The organism is Thermococcus fumicolans, assembly GCF_055386755.1.
Genome location: NZ_AP042424.1, coordinates 1305384 through 1320495, shown reverse-complemented (window position 1 = coordinate 1320495; position 15112 = coordinate 1305384). Strand labels below are relative to the sequence as shown.

Annotated in this window: 11 protein-coding genes; 8 read left to right on the top strand and 3 right to left on the bottom strand. The window is 53.5% G+C overall.

Annotated elements, in window-relative coordinates; all coding sequences use genetic code 11:
• Positions 1–198: 198 nt before the first annotated feature.
• From ACZ5AM_RS07255 to ACZ5AM_RS07245, 3 genes are all read left to right on the top strand, one after another.
• Positions 199–2421, top strand: coding sequence for an OB-fold nucleic acid binding domain-containing protein (locus ACZ5AM_RS07255; protein ID WP_464916056.1), 2223 nt, complete (start codon positions 199–201; stop codon positions 2419–2421).
• 73 nt (positions 2422–2494) lie between these two features.
• A complete protein-coding gene (locus tag ACZ5AM_RS07250) occupies positions 2495–2749 on the top strand; it encodes a hypothetical protein (protein WP_464914350.1) in 255 nt (84 codons plus the stop codon).
• Between the two features lie 15 nt (positions 2750–2764).
• Positions 2765–3466 carry an HAD family hydrolase gene (locus ACZ5AM_RS07245; RefSeq protein WP_464916055.1) on the top strand — a complete coding sequence of 234 codons (702 nt, stop codon included), beginning with the start codon at positions 2765–2767 and terminating at the stop codon, positions 3464–3466.
• Between the two features lie 16 nt (positions 3467–3482).
• Here the strand turns inward: ACZ5AM_RS07245 and ACZ5AM_RS07240 are convergent, their stop codons facing one another.
• Positions 3483–8054, bottom strand: a complete 4572-nt coding sequence (locus ACZ5AM_RS07240) for a DNA polymerase domain-containing protein (protein WP_464914349.1) — start codon at positions 8052–8054, stop codon at positions 3483–3485.
• Positions 8055–8102: 48 nt separating this feature from the next.
• Complete coding sequence (locus ACZ5AM_RS07235; RefSeq protein ID WP_464914348.1) at positions 8103–8375, bottom strand: hypothetical protein; 273 nt, start codon at positions 8373–8375, stop codon at positions 8103–8105.
• Between the two features lie 80 nt (positions 8376–8455).
• On the opposite strand from ACZ5AM_RS07235, the gene ACZ5AM_RS07230 reads away from it, so the two are divergent.
• The 4 genes from ACZ5AM_RS07230 to ACZ5AM_RS07215 all read left to right on the top strand — a co-directional run bounded on the left by ACZ5AM_RS07230 (position 8456) and on the right by ACZ5AM_RS07215 (position 14085).
• Positions 8456–9811, top strand: a complete 1356-nt coding sequence (locus ACZ5AM_RS07230; protein WP_464914347.1) for an RsmB/NOP family class I SAM-dependent RNA methyltransferase — start codon at positions 8456–8458, stop codon at positions 9809–9811.
• A gap of 125 nt (positions 9812–9936) precedes the next feature.
• Positions 9937–10911: a hypothetical protein gene (locus ACZ5AM_RS07225; protein WP_464914346.1), complete on the top strand. Its 975-nt coding sequence runs from the start codon at positions 9937–9939 to the stop codon at positions 10909–10911.
• A 16-nt stretch (positions 10912–10927) separates the two neighbouring features.
• Positions 10928–13393 carry a hypothetical protein gene (locus ACZ5AM_RS07220; RefSeq protein WP_464914345.1) on the top strand — a complete coding sequence of 822 codons (2466 nt, stop codon included), beginning with the start codon at positions 10928–10930 and terminating at the stop codon, positions 13391–13393.
• 2 nt (positions 13394–13395) lie between these two features.
• The gene (locus tag ACZ5AM_RS07215) at positions 13396–14085 is read left to right on the top strand and encodes an ABC transporter ATP-binding protein (RefSeq protein ID WP_464914344.1); all 690 of its coding nucleotides are present in this window, start codon (positions 13396–13398) and stop codon (positions 14083–14085) included.
• 8 nt (positions 14086–14093) lie between these two features.
• Here ACZ5AM_RS07215 and ACZ5AM_RS07210 read toward each other — a convergent pair whose 3' ends face one another.
• Complete coding sequence (locus tag ACZ5AM_RS07210; protein ID WP_464916054.1) at positions 14094–14711, bottom strand: TIGR00296 family protein; 618 nt, start codon at positions 14709–14711, stop codon at positions 14094–14096.
• 97 nt (positions 14712–14808) lie between these two features.
• Between ACZ5AM_RS07210 and ACZ5AM_RS07205 the strand changes: the two genes are divergently transcribed.
• The gene (locus ACZ5AM_RS07205) at positions 14809–15111 is read left to right on the top strand and encodes an MTH1187 family thiamine-binding protein (protein ID WP_464916053.1); all 303 of its coding nucleotides are present in this window, start codon (positions 14809–14811) and stop codon (positions 15109–15111) included.
• Position 15112: the final 1 nt, after the last annotated feature.

Here is a 15112-nt window from a genome sequence, read left to right as displayed (position 1 = left end):
CCTTGGATATTCTCCTTCAGAACTCCCTGACCTTTGTGTTCTTTTAAGTCCTTTGTGTAGAACCGTATGTAGGTTTGAACTACGAACCGAACTGGCCCACCTGACTCCCGCTTTCATTAAATCCCGTCGTACCTTCCGGTAGATCGGCCCCGACTAACGTTTTTAAACAGAGCCGTGAACCTACCGCGGGTGAGAGAGATGGCGGTAAAGGAGTGTCCCGAGTGCCACGGCACGGGAAAGGTCAAGGTCGGCGAGAAGGAGTGTCCCGTGTGCAACGGGTGGGGCTACGTTCCGGCTGATTTCAAGATAGGGGACAAGCTCAAGGGCTACAGGAACCTGGACTACCTCGGTGTCGAGGACGAGGTCGACGAGATCCCCTGTCCCGAGTGCCACGGGAAGGGGGTTGTGCCTGTTTACGACACCTGTCCAACGTGCGGGGGAACGGGTAGGGTTCTCGTCTGCGACATATGCGGCAAAGTAAAAGAACCGTGGGAGCCCGGTATGGAGACCACGTGGGTCTGCCCGGACTGCCTTAGGAAGTACAAGGTCGTCTACGTCCTCGACAAGACCTGCGACTACGAGGACGTTGAGGTTGGCAACGTCTACAAGGGCACCATAGACCGCGTCGAGCGCTTCGGTGTCTTCGTAAGGCTCAACCCGCACGTCACTGGCCTAATAAAGCGGAAAGACCTCCTTGGTGGGAGGGAGTACAAGCCCGGTGAGGAGATACTCGTCCAGGTTCTGGACGTAAGGCCGGACAAGAAGGAGATTGACCTGGTCGAGTCCGCCCTCAGGAACTACAAGACCGTTGTGGTGAGGAAGGAGATCCCGGTCACCCCGATAAACGAGCTCAGCAAGGACATGGTTGGTAGAACCGTCAGGCTCAGGGGCAAGGTGACCCAGATACAAGTCACAGGCGGGCCGACTGTCTTCACGATAACCGACGGGACGGGGATCACGTGGGTTGCGGCCTTTGAGGCGCCGGGGGTTAGGGCGTACCCTAACATAAACGTTGGCGATATTGTTGAGGTCATCGGAAAGATAGCGTTCCACGCCGGGGAGATCCAGATAGAGGCCAGCGACATGGCCAGGCTCTGGGGCCCGGATGCGGCCCAGGTGAAGCAGGCCATAGAGAGGGCCCTCGACGAGCGTGCCCAGCCGAAGGACGTTGGTTTCCTAGTGGAGAGTGAGGTTCTCGAAAAGCTCAAGCCCAAGATAATGAAGGCTGCCTTTATGATAAGGCGCGCGATATACGAGGGCAGGCCCATACTCCTCAGGCACCACGCCGACACCGACGGCTACACCTCGGGCCTGGCTCTGGAGTACGCGATAGTGCCCCTCATCGAACAGGTTTCACCGGATCCCCAGGCGAGGTGGAAGCTCTTCAAGAGGAGGCCGAGCAGGGCGCCGTTCTACGAGCTGGAGGACGTCCTCAAGGACATCATTTTCATGGTCGAGGACCACGAGAAGTTCGGCGACCCGCTGCCGCTGGTTGTGATAGTCGACAACGGCGGAACGAGCGAGGATATTCCAGCCTACAAGCGCATAAGGGCCTACGGCGTGCCGATCGTCGTCATAGACCACCATGACCCTCGCGAGTGGGTGAGCGAGGACAAAGCCAAGGTGGATGATTACGTCGACGTCCACGTCAACCCGCACCACGTCAAGCGCGGCTACTACGAGCTAACGGCCGGAATGCTGGCTACGGAAGTTGCTCGTTTCATTAACCCCGAGGTGGAGGACAAGATAAAGCACCTACCAGCGATAGCCGGAACCGGCGACAGGAGCAAGGCCCCTGAGTTCTACCAGTACCTCGAGATAGCGAAGAAGGCTAAAGGCCTCGACGAGGAGGACCTGAAGAAGATAGCCGAGGTAATAGACCACGAGGCCTACTTCTGGAAGTTCATGGACGGGCACGGGATAATCGATGAGATACTCCTCCTCACCGGCAACCTCCAGAGGCACCGCGAGCTCATCAACGCGATTTACCCCGAGGTCAAGGAGAAGCAGGAGAAGGCATTAAGGGCATCGCTACCGCACGTCAAGAGCGTCGTCCTGCCGAACGGCATAAGGTTCAACACGATAGACATAGAGCTCTTCGCCCCGAAGTTCAGCTACCCGAGCCCTGGCAAGCTGAGCGGACTCATCCACGACCACTTCAAGGAGAAGTACGGCGAGGACGCGCCAATCCTGACCCTCGCCTACGGCCCAGACTTCGCAGTTGTCAGGGCAGCGGATGGAATGGCAGCCTACGGCTTTGACCTCAACGAGATAATCCCGAGGCTCCAGGAGGCACTGCCGGCAGCAGGGATAGAGGGCGGCGGCCACAGCTACGCGGGTTCCATTAAATTCTTCGAGGGCATGAGGAAAGAGGTTCTGGAGGAGTTCGCCAAACAGGTGGTCAAGCTGAAGAAGGCATGATGCTTCTTTTCCTCCCAACCTTTTTAACCCTCCTCGAGAAGACCCTTCGAAGAAATAGATGGGGGAATGCTTGATGAAAATCGTTCTTGAGGTTACCTTCCGTATGGGCGGCGTTTCTTACCGTGGCCACCGCTGGGAGGATGGTGCACTAGTTTTTGAGTTTGAGAGGCTGGGGGATGCGTTCATACAGGTTCTCAGCACCAGGAAGGTCGAGGCCGACGTGGAAAAGGCCCCGGAGAGAGTCATCGTTGAGCTCAAAACGAAGGAGGGTGGGAAGGTCTTCGAGGCCTTTGAGAGGGACGGAATTTACATGGCCGCAGAGCCCTGAAGGGGTGGTAGGGTGATAAGACTCGTCTCCTTCGACGTCTGGAACACGCTCCTCGACATAAACGTCATGCTCGACGCGATAGCGGTTGAACTCTCGAAGCTGAGGGGAGCGTGCATAGTGGACGTCGTCGAGGGGATGATGCTCACGAGGGAGAGGATAAAGGCCATGCGCGCCAAAACGGCCGGCGACCCGTCCAGGGCCCTCGAGGAGAGCCAGGAGATGCTGGCCGAGCTCCTTGGAATCGACGTTGAGCTCGTCAAGAGGGCGGCGGCGAGGGCAGTTCTGAAGGTAGATGAGGATATAGTTCTCTCCGGGGCAAAGGAAGCTCTGGAAGGCGTCAGGAGAAAGGGCCTGAAGGTCACCGTTACGGGTAACGTGATGTTCTGGCCGGGTTCATACACGCGCCTTTTGCTCGAAAAGTTCGGCCTCATGAACCATATTGACAGAACTTTCTTCGCGGATGAGGTTAAAGCGTTCAAGCCCATGAGGGAGATGTTTGGGAGACCTCTGAAGGTTTTCAACGTGAAACCGGAGGAGGCGATACACATCGGCGATACCTACGCGGAGGACTTTGAAGGCGCTTTAAAAGCCGGCCTCTGGGCGGTCTGGATAAACCCGGAAGCGGAAGGTGTTAGGAGAATCCACGAGCGGGGCTTTGAGGTTCCGGCTGTGGAGGGGATTTTGGATGTGCTGGAGAGGATAGAAAGGGAGGACTAACAAAGAAGCTTGGCCTTCATTTCTTCCCCATTTTGAGCCACGCCCCCAGCCCAACCTGCCGCGTCTTCTGGTAGCGCAAATCCTCCTTCTTGTAGCCGAAGGCCTTGAGGATTCTCTCCACCGCCGGCAGAACCTGGTTCTCGATGTAGTACTCCGCATCGTACCTGTGCTTCGTGGGGTCGAACTCGTCGAAGGGTATCGCCCTGTCCCCTATCCTGCCGGAACCTTTCAGGACGATGTAGCTGATGACTGTCCCAGGGCGAACCTTAATCCCCCTCGCGGCGAGGCGCTTCGCTATGGCCACGTGCGGGCCGGTGGCCTTGTAGTCCTTCAGCTCCCTGGTAATCTGCTCGTGGATGACGAGCTTCTCTGGCGGAACCTCGTACTTGCTCAGCTTTTCCGTCACTTCCTTGACAATCCTCACGGCCTCCTCGACGTCACCGTGCCGCAGTATGGCCTCCAAGACCCTCGCCTGCGTCTCCTTAGCCACCTCACTCCAGTCGCGCCGGACGATCTCAAGCCCGCGCGTCGTTATCTTGCCCTCCTCGTCTATCACCGCGTACTTCTTCTTGGTTACGAAGAAACCGCGCCTGTAGAAGCCCTCGTACTCGAGTTCGAGGAGACCGGGCAGCTTGGGGTTAATGTAGTTAAGGAACTCCCTGGCCTTCTTTTTGACCGTCTCGGCGTCCGCTCCGGGGATTGTTGCGAAAAAGCCGTCTGTGTTGTGAACGAGTATTCCGTTGGCGAAGAACCTGTGGGTTCCCTCAACCTCGATGTCATAGACGTAGCCGTCGTAGGTTATCTCTTCGATTTTTCTGGGGTATACCAAGTCAAAATCATATTTGTAAGCCCTCTTCTTGTTTGTATGTCCCCCCAGGTTCTCGGAGAGTTTGGTGGATTTTCTGTCTATGAGAAAGCCTATTCTATCGGCAAAGCGATGCTTGTTCTTTATCCTCACGTGAATCGAATGCGTTCCACTTTCTTTCTCCAGGTACCGGTTTGGCTTGGTTTCGGTGAATAGTGAGTTGGAGACCCCAACCAGCCACAGCAACTTTCTCACGGCATCACTAAGCTCTCTGTTAACGCTTGTCAGTCTAATTTCTGGGATTCCTCTACGCAAGCTTACCGTTCCGTCCGCTGAAAACAGCCCCCGTAGAAAGGCCTCTATGTATTCCCTTGGAAGGTTGAACATGAAGCTGGGAATGGCCTTGTTCCCATTTTCATCTTTGAAGTATTTGACCATGAATCCGGCGAGCCACTTGGAGAGTATGGAAACGTCGCCCTTCTTGCTCTTGTCGTAGTAGTTGGAGATGACGCTTGCCTCTCTTAAAGGGTTCAGGACTTTTCTCTCTATTTCGGCTTTATCCAGCCCACAGGAGAGGCCAACGTAGTATTTGGCCCAGTTCGATTGTCCACCCCAGTTGCCATCTCCCACCAGCAGGCCAATTAACTCCCAGAGCTTGACGGCAATGGGGTTGGCCTTGATGGTACGGGCAATTGGCCGATTGGGCGTAATGAGAGACTTGACCTTACCCCCCAATTCTTCTGGCTTGACCTCGACGAGACGCTCTTTCAAGGGCTTTCCGGGTTTGACTTTGCTTGTGTTCAGGTAGCCTATTAGCGAGTGATCCTCCGTCACGTCAAGGTACCAAGAGTTGGTGAACCATACCCTATAGATTCTTTTGTCCGTTTTATGTCTCATGACGTACGGAACCTTCTTCCACACGAGCCTGCCCCTGTTGTCGAGTGTCAGTGCCTCAACCCCTCCAAGAACGCAGTACTCCTTCTCACCAACACGGTGATCAACGCGCTCAAAGAGTTTCTCGATTGGAACGAACTCAATCCTGCCGTTTCTTCTGATGGTTACCTCTGTGTCCCCTGTAACACTATCCGCGTACAGCACTTTAAAGCCAAATTTTTCCTCTATTTCCCTCATGGTGGTCTCAATGTACTGCCTGCCCCAGGCGGTAACGCTCTCGGCGCACTCCTTGCAGTACCAGCGGGCCTTTGCGTAGCCATAGTAGCCGTAGAAGCTGTTGGCGAGGATTTTAATTGCGCGCTGCCTGTAATCGAGGAGCTTCTTCTCTATCGGGTCCACCGTGGCCTTCATGTGCTTCTTTACCTTCTGCCTCTCGTCGAGCAGGTCACCGAGGAGGCTGGGGATGAAGCCGGGGAAGTCCTTACAAAAGCGATGCCCTACCTGCGGAGCCTCGTCGTACTCCCCGCAGCCCTCGCGGTTGAGCGTATCGGGGGAGACGTTGTGGGAAATTATAATCGAAGGATATAGCGAATTGTGGGTCAGTATGCCATTGGCGAAGTAATAGGGCGTTCCCTCAAGGGTTAAGTCGTAAACTTTGCCCTTGTAGTACTCTGTCTTCGCCGTAAAGTCGGCTAGGGTATAGAAGGCATTGTTTTCTAGGCGGTTCACTTCCCTGTTCCTGATTGCCTCCTCCAGCGCCATGTTCTTCTCAGTGCTTATGAATCCCACAATGGTCTGGAAAAGGATTAACCCATCCCTGCCGGCTATCTCAAGTATATGCGTTGTCATGGTTTTTTCTCTTTCGGTGTAATCGTATGTGTACCTTCTATGCGGAATCCCCAACTTGTTGAGGAGTTTTGACACCACTTCAATTTTCCATTCATTATTGGTGCCCTGATTCACTACCACTGTCTTCCGGACCTTGTTGACGCTTCCGTCTCCTTCAAAAAAGCCCCTTAACACAGAAGGAGCGTGGAGGTTCTCAATGCCATCCATAATTTCCCTAACCCTAAGATAAACCTCTTTTTTGGCAACTTTGAACGTTATTGCGTTTGTGTTCTTTTTCCGGTAAACACTGGGAGTTACCCCAAAGAGGCGTTCGAAAATGTAAACGATCCTCCTCTGGAAGTCCTCCTCCTGCGCCCCAACGGTTATTTCAACCCTGTACTGGTGTGATACTCTCTTCTTCCCTCTGGAAGAGTCAAAGTACTCGACATCCTTTCTCAGGAGTGTGCCCTCAGCCAGGATTATTCCGGCGAGTTCTCCTTTGAGTATCTCCTCTTCTGGCACGTCCTCTCGCTCGATCTTCCCGATTTTTTCAAAGAGAGGCGTGGTTATCAGCTTACCTTTAACTTTTTTCGTGAGAAAAGACTTTGCAAGGCTGTCCCTTATCGCAGTCTGCCTCTCAGTCCTCCTAACGACCGGAAGCTTATGGTTCGGTGTGCACTTAAGGCCGTTTATATTTACGAGTTCTCCCTCGTAATCATACTCCCAGACCCTTTGAACCTTCTGCCAGCCGTCTATGCCGAGAACGTAGTCCCCCTCCCTAACTTCGCTGATGTTTACAACGCCCTTCCCTTTGACAATGACTTTAGTGTCGGCAGGATGACACCTAAAATCTAAATAAGCTATGTTCTCCCAAAGTCCCCTCTCCGGCTCCTTGACGTAGCCGCCGGCGTAGCCCCCGCGGCGCCTCTCAAGTTCTCTGCCGGAGGGCTTGTTCGGTGCCAGCTCGTTCCTCTCGTAGGCCTTCCTGAGGAGGTACCACTCGACGAGGTTGCCGGTGCTGGAGCGCGAGACGTCCCAGAAGCTCTGACCGACCAGCCGAGAAAGTTGGGCCTCCATCGGGAAGAACTCCCTTCCCAGCTCGTAGGTTACCTTGGCGTCCTCCATCGAGTAGCGCGCGACGCGCTCAAGCCCCTCGCCCGTTTCCCAGGCCTGCGCTATCTCCTCAGCGTAGACCTTCTCCTTTGGCTGCCCAAAAATCGCCTCGTAGACGGCCTCCAGCGTGTAGGTGGGCAGGTTGATGGTGTGTCTTATGACGGGGTAGAGGTCGAAGTGTATTCTTCCCTTCACCTCGACGGCGAAGCGGTCGCCCATCCTCTGTATCTTCGGCTCGCTGCCGTCCCTTCCGAGGATGAACTTAACGCCGAGCTTCTCGGAGCGCTTCTTGAGGTAAGCGAAGTCGAAGTTGTCGCCGTTGTAGGTTATGAGGACATCGGGGTCCTTCTCCTTGACAACCTTCAGGAAGCGCTTTATCATCTCCTTCTCCGTTGAAACGACGTCAACGTAGGGAAGGTCGATCTTCTTCCAGGTTATTACCCTCGCCCCTTCCTCGTCGGCATAGCTTATCATAAGAATAGGCCCCTCGGCGAACTCCTCGCCCTCGTGGTAGAGCGTCTCGATGTCGAAGGCGAGCATCTTGAGCTCCTCGTCGCCCTCCATCGGGATGAGGCCCTTATCGATGAGGTAGCGCTTGGCAAAGGGTATGTCGTACTCATATATGTCGACCACGGCAGGGTGCTCCCTGATTTTGTCCCTGATTGCCGGAACGTCCTGGGGATGGGTGAAGTAGAGCTTCCAGACCTCTATCGGCCTGCCGAGGAACTTCTTCTTCACCTTCCCGGCCCTGACGACCCTGACGGTGGTACCGTGCCGGCTTGCAGTTATCTTCTTGACGTCCTCGATCGCGGAATCGTCCTTCAGGAGAGCGTAGATGTAAGGCTCGAAGTCCCTGTCGTACTCGATTTTGAACTCGCCGTTCTCCTTCTTGAACACCCTGATGACGGGCCTTCCGTCTTCGGTGATGTAGTCTGTATCGAGGATCATAATCCACCACCTCCCAGCCTGTGAAACACCAATAACAGCTCAGAAGAATCAGACAAACGCTCCACCCTTCATTTCCCCCATGAGCTTATTGGCCTCTTCTCTCTCAAGTCTGGCCTCTTCATCATCAAGAAGCGAGTACTCAACCCCGAGCTTGTCAAGGAGGAACGCCAGCTCTTCGAGCCTCATGTCCAGAAGCTCGGCAGCTTTCTCAAACGTTATCTGGTGGCTCACCAGAAGCCCAACGACCTTGAGGAACCGCTCCTTTTCCCAGTAATCTTTGAAGAGGGGAAAGTTGAACACGAGCCTGTCGACCTCTTCCATACTCCCACCGTCTCTAGTTGAGCCTTCTTCCTAATAAACCTCACCACCACCTTTTTAAACCTCCCATCGAAGAGCCGAGCATGGAGCTGTTTTACCGCGTGAGCTTTCAGGAAGTAGTGGCGGACGCTTTAAGCTTAGTTGAGGAGCGCGAGCTGTCGTCGAAGCACGCCCTCGAGAGGGTCTTCAGGAAGGTAGCCGGAAGGGACCGCGAGAAGGCGCGCGGTTTGGCGCATGCCTACGTCTTCGAGATAGAGAAGTGGAGAGCGAAGATAGACTTCATAATCAACTCCGTGCTTAAAGGCTCGACCGTTGAGGACTTAGACCCCTACCTCGCTAACCTCCTGAGGATAGGGACGTTTGAGATACACTTCCGGAAGGTCCCGCCCGCTGTGGCGACCGACTCGATAATCCGCGTCGTCAAGGAGAAGTTCGACTTCTCCCGCGCCAAATTTGTAAACGCCCTGATGCACTCGATAGAGAAGTTCGACGTGGAGAAAGCGTTGAAGAAGTTGAAGGAGAAGGACAGAATCGAGTGGTTGAGCGTTCGCTTCTCTCACCCGCGCTGGTACGTGGAGTACGCTATCGACCTGTTTGGCTACGACGAGGCCGTTCGCTTGCTCCTAAGCAACAACAGGCCGCAGAGGTATTACGTCAGGGCGAACACGCTGAAGACGGACGTTGATTCCCTCCGCGACTACCTTGAGGAGAAGGGCGTTAAAACCGCCCTGACCCCCGTTCCGGACGTTCTGAAGGTCCTCGAGTACAAGACTCCAGTTACAAGGCTAGACTGGTACAAACAGGGGAAGTTCGTGATTCAGGATTTAGCTAGTGCCTACGTCGCCCACGTCTTGAATCCGGAACCCGGCGAGAGGGTTCTCGATCTGGCAGCGGCCCCCGGCTCAAAGACCTTCCACGCGGCGGCGCTGATGGAGAACCGGGGCGAGATAGTTGCGGTGGATTATTCCTACGACCGCTTAATGAGAATGAAGGAGAAGATGAAGCTGCTCGGCATTAAAAACGTCAGGCTGGTCCACGCCGACGGCCAGAACTTCCGGGACAAGGCCAAGTTCGACAAAATAATCCTCGATGCGCCGTGTTCAAGCTCCGGAACCTACAGACAGTTTCCGGAAGTCAAGTGGCGCTTCGACGAGGAGAAGATCAAGCGCATAATCAGCGTGCAGAGGAACATGCTCAGAAACGCGTACGAAAACCTCCGCGACGGCGGCGAGATGACATACTCGACCTGTTCTATCAGGATTGATGAAGATGAAGAAAACGTGCTCTTCGCGGTGAACCGCGTTGGACTGGAGCTTATCCCCCATGACTTCGGCTGGGGAGACCGGGGCTTCCTTGAGGTCGGCGATAAGGTTTTCAGGGCGTGGACGCACAAACACGACTGCAACAGCTTCTTCATCGCAAAATTGGGGAAGGGTTAGGCTTTTTCTGTCTTTTATTATGGCCAGGTTGAAACTCGATGTATATTGTCTTATGACTTTTGTTACTTCGGACATCGTAAGTATTATAAAACGAGGTAATTCTTACCCATAACTGGTGATTTTCAATGGGGGTGGATAGCTGGAAATATGGTCTACCTAAGATATTAGTAGTAATAGTGCTTGGTCTGTACATACTACACCAGGCCACTTTGGGATTAGCATATGGAGAAACCGGCCTTAGCAGCACATCCCCCATGTTGTTGGGTCAGGAATATCGGAGCGTGGATCACTTCAACGTTGACTTGCACTATGGGCCAGGGTTTGCATATAGTGGTGCTTCTTCCTTAAGCACACATAATAGCAACCTAATAGACGTCTACCTCTCTGCCTCAAAGATTGTCAGAAGCTGGTCTCCCGACTATAAACCTGTAGAGTATCAAGTCATGATATGGTACAGCAATGCGATTCGCTCATACAATGCACCACCTTACAATCTCATTGGGATCTCAGGTATTAAACCAAGAGGGCATGTAAAAGATGGTGGGTATATAACATATGGGGTATCATATCAGCTTTCCATTGGGACTTCTGTTGGAGTAAGCAAACTTCTCGAACTCGGAGCAGAAAGGACGTTTGGACTAAGCTGGTCTAGCACCTTACCAACAGGATATGAAATCGATATTGATCGGAACAAAGAAGGATACGCTTACACTGCTGAGCAGATTAGAGATAATGTTCAGAAAAAAATCTGTGAATCCGATGATACTTGTGTAGTTCTGGGAGGCGACAACAACTGGCTGCTTAGATACGCGGGGAAGATCGTAGTTAAGAAAAAGGAGACTTTCCCCGAAACATTGAGATTTCTCATCTCCACAAGAACTCAAAACGGTCAGGCAGACTATCTCGATAACACTCTTAGAGACCGTCCTCTCGTAGTTCTCTTTGCTGTAGCAAAATATAAATCCACAAATACATGGTTTACATGGGACGATTTTAAAGTTAGAGCAATGACTTTCATACTCGGAGACGACAGTGAAGCCGGAGGAGACGATGGTTATCTCTGGTACTATCGGGTTGACAAAATAACTACCTTCTCCTAAGCCTGGAGGTGTTGGGATGAAGATCAAACCGATGGCAAGACACTACTCAAAGGTCTTCCTCTCATTCCTTTTTCTCGTTTTCCTCGTCGCGGTAATACCTGCAACGGCAAGTGCCCTTATAAACCAGGCGACCGAGATGAGGCTCGGCGAGTTTTCAAGGGAATACTTTTCTCTCCGGTTTGTCCCGACGGATTATGATGGGCCGAGCGTTACCTATCTGAAGAACGGAGAAGTTCCCACTGGAGCAGAACCTCCGCGTTCCGTGAAGGGTGGTGGCGGCCTCTCGGTAAACGACGTCCGGAGTATGCTTGCCAGTGCTGGAATAATGGCTACAGAGGTTTACCTCCCGCTGTACGTTTCGGACTATAAGTCTGGAGATGTTCAAACTTGGATAATTTTAGTGCCCCTCTTGGGAGGATATAGAGGGGCCGACTGCTACGTTTCCAGTGAAAAGGCCGCCAAGAAGACTGGGGGAGTCGAGATAAAATATCGTTACACCTACTTCATAGACAACTTCCAGGGGTATGACGGCGTTGCTACTATCAGGATCGGCACGGTCAAGGTTCTCCCGAGAAACGACGAGAAGAGCAGAGTTCTCAGGGCGATTCTAAAGAGGTGGGAGAAATACGATGATAAAGCCTGTATAGCCTCTCCGGAGTTCGCGAGAAAGCTACTCAATTCCTACGGCGTTGGGGACGACCTCGGAGAGCTCTTCACCGGTAGCCAGGGGATAATAGTTATAACCGACGGAAGCCAGAATATAAAGGAGATCCATCAGGCCCTATCTCGGGAAGCGGCCAGATACAATCTCTCTGTAGTCATGGACGTTCTGACTCCCCGCTGGGTTTTTGAGGTGGAATCTTCTGCCAAAGGAAGCTTCTGGGACTACTTGTGGGGCTACATGGCCCTCTTCCTCCCGGTGCTGCCCGCGCTGCTCGTTATAATGGGCCGGGAAAGGGAGGACGAGGAGAGGATGAGGTACCTGATCTCGACCAACGGGGGCAGGGAAAGGGTTCTGGATCTAATAACCTCCGTAACCGTTCTCTTCGCCCTCGCGTTGATTGCTCTCTTCCTTGACAAGAGAGCATCTCTCCTTTCTGCCATAATGCTTCTGCTCGTTTACGTTCTGAGGAACTTTGTGGCGGGCAGGGAGCTAAAAAGATACACCCTCATGGCCTTCCCGCTGGTCGTTTTAGGGATCCTCGGAATCATTCTCCATTACAACCTCCAGCTGAGAATTTACGCGTCGAGTATTTTAGCTTATCTCCTGTCCCTCGGCAGCTCAGACGCTTCACTGCTACTCATGCTAGCTACTCTCAGATATCTCCCCGGGGTTCTGATTTCAATTGGAGTAATCTCGCTAATTTTCCTCGCCGTTGGACTTGGAAAGCCCGGGCGCAGGGCCGTTGCAAGACTTCTCTCCCTTGGAATGATCTCCATTGGAGTTCTTTTCCTCTACACAGCACTGTTGTTTTCGACCCCTTTAGTTTCGCTGGCTTCGGTGATCGACACCTACAGCGGCGGCGCAACGGGAGTGATTAACTTTGCGGACTCAAGTAGTTTGCCCAAAGCCTACAATCTGACCCTCGAGGCAGTTATGGGAAAGGATGTTGCCTACGCGACCCTCTGGGAGGTAGGCACCGTTGTTCAGGGAAAGAGGATGACCTATTCAACCCACGGCAGGCTTCTATGCTACGACCGTGACTTTCTGGAATTCCTGAAGAAGGCCGGTGGGATGAGCACGACTGCCCAGTTGCTCTACCACAAGCTTTCTTCTAACCCCAAAGGGATCGTAGCTCCCAAATCTTACCTTGAGGAGCTCAAAAAGGCCGGAGTTGTGCAGGTTTCAGGGAATTCGCTTACCGTTGCCGTGGTGGACGATGACTGGAACCTTCACGAGATCTCCGCTCCCTATGGGGCCGTTGAGGTGTTTCCCGGAAACATCGATGCCCTGCTCATCCCGTGTGAAGATGCTAGAAAAAACGGCCTTAACCCAAAACCTGCCTTCCTCCTGCTCAGCGGAGACTCCAAAACGACTGGGGAGATAATGGAAGCCATAAACGGGACAGCCGCCTCGTATCCAGAAGCGTTTGACAAGCTGTGGTCCGTGGAAGGGATATCCACCCACGTTGAGTTCCAGTTTGAAGACCCGGGGAGCTTCATCCCCTCGCTGCTCTCGGGTGTCCTAATGATAGCCACTGGATTGGTGATTGGCCTCAGGGATGGGGACAGACTGTCCGGGCTGGCAGAGCTCATGAAGGTCAACGGGGAAGAGCCGCTGTCCCTTCTGGCTGTCGTTGTCCCGGTCTTCCTCGTGCTGGCCTTTGTCCCGACCTCAATGATACGGGACGGCTACTACTTAGCTTCAACGGGCTTCATAAGCGGAAAGCTGATGTTAATAGGCCTCTTGCCTCCTCTTGCCCTCTTTGCGGGGCTTCTCCTCTACTTCGTCTCAATACTGAGGAAAGCGAAGGGGGTGTGACTTTGTCGGAAGGATGGAACATCACCTGTGAAGGTCTCACCGTCATATACAGGACGGGGGAAAACCAGACCACCGCACTCAGGGACTTTAATGGGTTCTTTGCCCCTGGGAAAATAACGGTCGTCTTCGGCCCGAGCGGTTCAGGCAAGACAACCCTGCTTAAGGCGATCGCCACACTCCTCCGGCCGACGGAGGGGAGGGTAAGCTATAACGAGAGAAATCCTTATGAGCTTCCCAAGAAAGAACTGCTCGCCCTCAGACGGGGGATAGGGATCTCCTTTCAACAACCGGTTTTCGTTTCCCAGCTTACTCTCTGGGAGAACATAGAGCTCGTTCTGAACTCTTCCGGTAAACTGGATGATGACCACAGAAAGCTCGCGGTTCATCTGGCGAATCGTCTGGGCGTTGGGAAACTGCTCCAGAAGAAACCAAACGAGGTCAGCGGCGGCGAGCTTAGAAGGGTCTCGATAGTCATGGCCCTCTCTAAGGATCCTTCGGTTGTCATCCTGGATGAGCCCACGGCTTACCTGGACGAGGAATCTTCAAAAAGGGTGGTGAATATTCTTGAGGATCTTAAAGAGAAGGGAAAAACAATCGTCGTCTCGACCCACGACCCAGAGCTGATTCGCATCGCGGACGTTACTTACAGGCTCAGGTACGGGAAGACTGTTGAGGTTCAAGGGATTTTCTGACTTCATTTTTAAACCAGCGGCTTCCTCCTCACCGGGCCCCAAGGCTTTTCTTCCTCAAATATCTCCGCTGTGAAGCGGTAAACCTTGGTGTCCAGATCGAGCCAGCAGTCGGGTGGTAAGCCTGCCTTCCAGCAGGTCTGCGCCAAAAACTCCTCCTCGTCCCAGCCCCACTCGATGGGCACCTGCGGGAGGAGTAGGCCGGAGTAAATGCCCTTCTCGATGAGCAGACCGTCGCGACCGACCTTTATCCTCTTCGGCCTCTCCTCGGGCGGGCCTTCAACCGGCTCGGGCGGGGTTAAAACGCTGACCTCAACGATGAGATCATCAAGCTCGCTCTCCCTCACCGGTGGAAAGCGCGGATCGTCGACGGCGGCGTAGATTGCCGCCTTTATCGTCGCCTCAACGAGCGGGTATATCGGCAGCGGGAAGCCTATACAGCCGCGCAGCGCCATCTGGGGAGGCGCGTGGCGGTTGTTGAGGGTTACAAAGACCCCCATCTTCTCCCACAGCTCCGGTGGGGTGTCCTCTGGAGGCTTTATTGTTTTACCATGTCTCACGTACTCCTCAACGGCCTTCCTCGCGAGCCTGACGAGGAACTCGCCCCACTCGTCCTTTATCCTGTACATCTGCACCACCTGAGTGGAATTTTGTACAATCCTCTTATTAGGTTAACCTGCCGCAAGGTTTAAAATACGCCGAAAGTAGTTAAGTCGGGTGTCGAAATTGGTCATCGTTGAGTTCGTTGTGGTTCCCCTGGGGGAGAGGAGTCTCAGCCGCTACGTAGCGGAAATAGTAAAGCTTTTAGGTGCCAGGGGGATTAAATATCAGCTGACGCCCATGTCAACGATAATTGAGGTTCCAACTGTCGAGGATGCGTTCGAGATAATAAAAGAGGCCCACGAGCTGATGTTCGAGCTCGGGGCCGAGAGGGTCTCAACAACCATACGGATTGACGACAGGAGAGACAAGCCAGTCCATATGGAGGACAAGGTGAGGTCGGTAAAGGAGAAAGTCCGCGGGGGTTAGT

What these genes read in the sequence shown, in the direction of transcription:
- ACZ5AM_RS07255 (WP_464916056.1), top strand. Translation starts at nt 199, where the DNA reads ATGGCGGTAAAGGAGTGTCCCGAGTGCCACGGCACGGGAAAGGTCAAG.
- ACZ5AM_RS07235 (WP_464914348.1), bottom strand. Translation starts at nt 8,375, where the DNA reads ATGGAAGAGGTCGACAGGCTCGTGTTCAACTTTCCCCTCTTCAAAGAT.
- ACZ5AM_RS07220 (WP_464914345.1), top strand. Translation starts at nt 10,928, where the DNA reads ATGAAGATCAAACCGATGGCAAGACACTACTCAAAGGTCTTCCTCTCA.
- ACZ5AM_RS07230 (WP_464914347.1), top strand. Translation starts at nt 8,456, where the DNA reads ATGGAGCTGTTTTACCGCGTGAGCTTTCAGGAAGTAGTGGCGGACGCT.
- ACZ5AM_RS07210 (WP_464916054.1), bottom strand. Translation starts at nt 14,711, where the DNA reads ATGTACAGGATAAAGGACGAGTGGGGCGAGTTCCTCGTCAGGCTCGCG.
- ACZ5AM_RS07240 (WP_464914349.1), bottom strand. Translation starts at nt 8,054, where the DNA reads ATGATCCTCGATACAGACTACATCACCGAAGACGGAAGGCCCGTCATC.
- ACZ5AM_RS07225 (WP_464914346.1), top strand. Translation starts at nt 9,937, where the DNA reads ATGGGGGTGGATAGCTGGAAATATGGTCTACCTAAGATATTAGTAGTA.
- ACZ5AM_RS07250 (WP_464914350.1), top strand. Translation starts at nt 2,495, where the DNA reads ATGAAAATCGTTCTTGAGGTTACCTTCCGTATGGGCGGCGTTTCTTAC.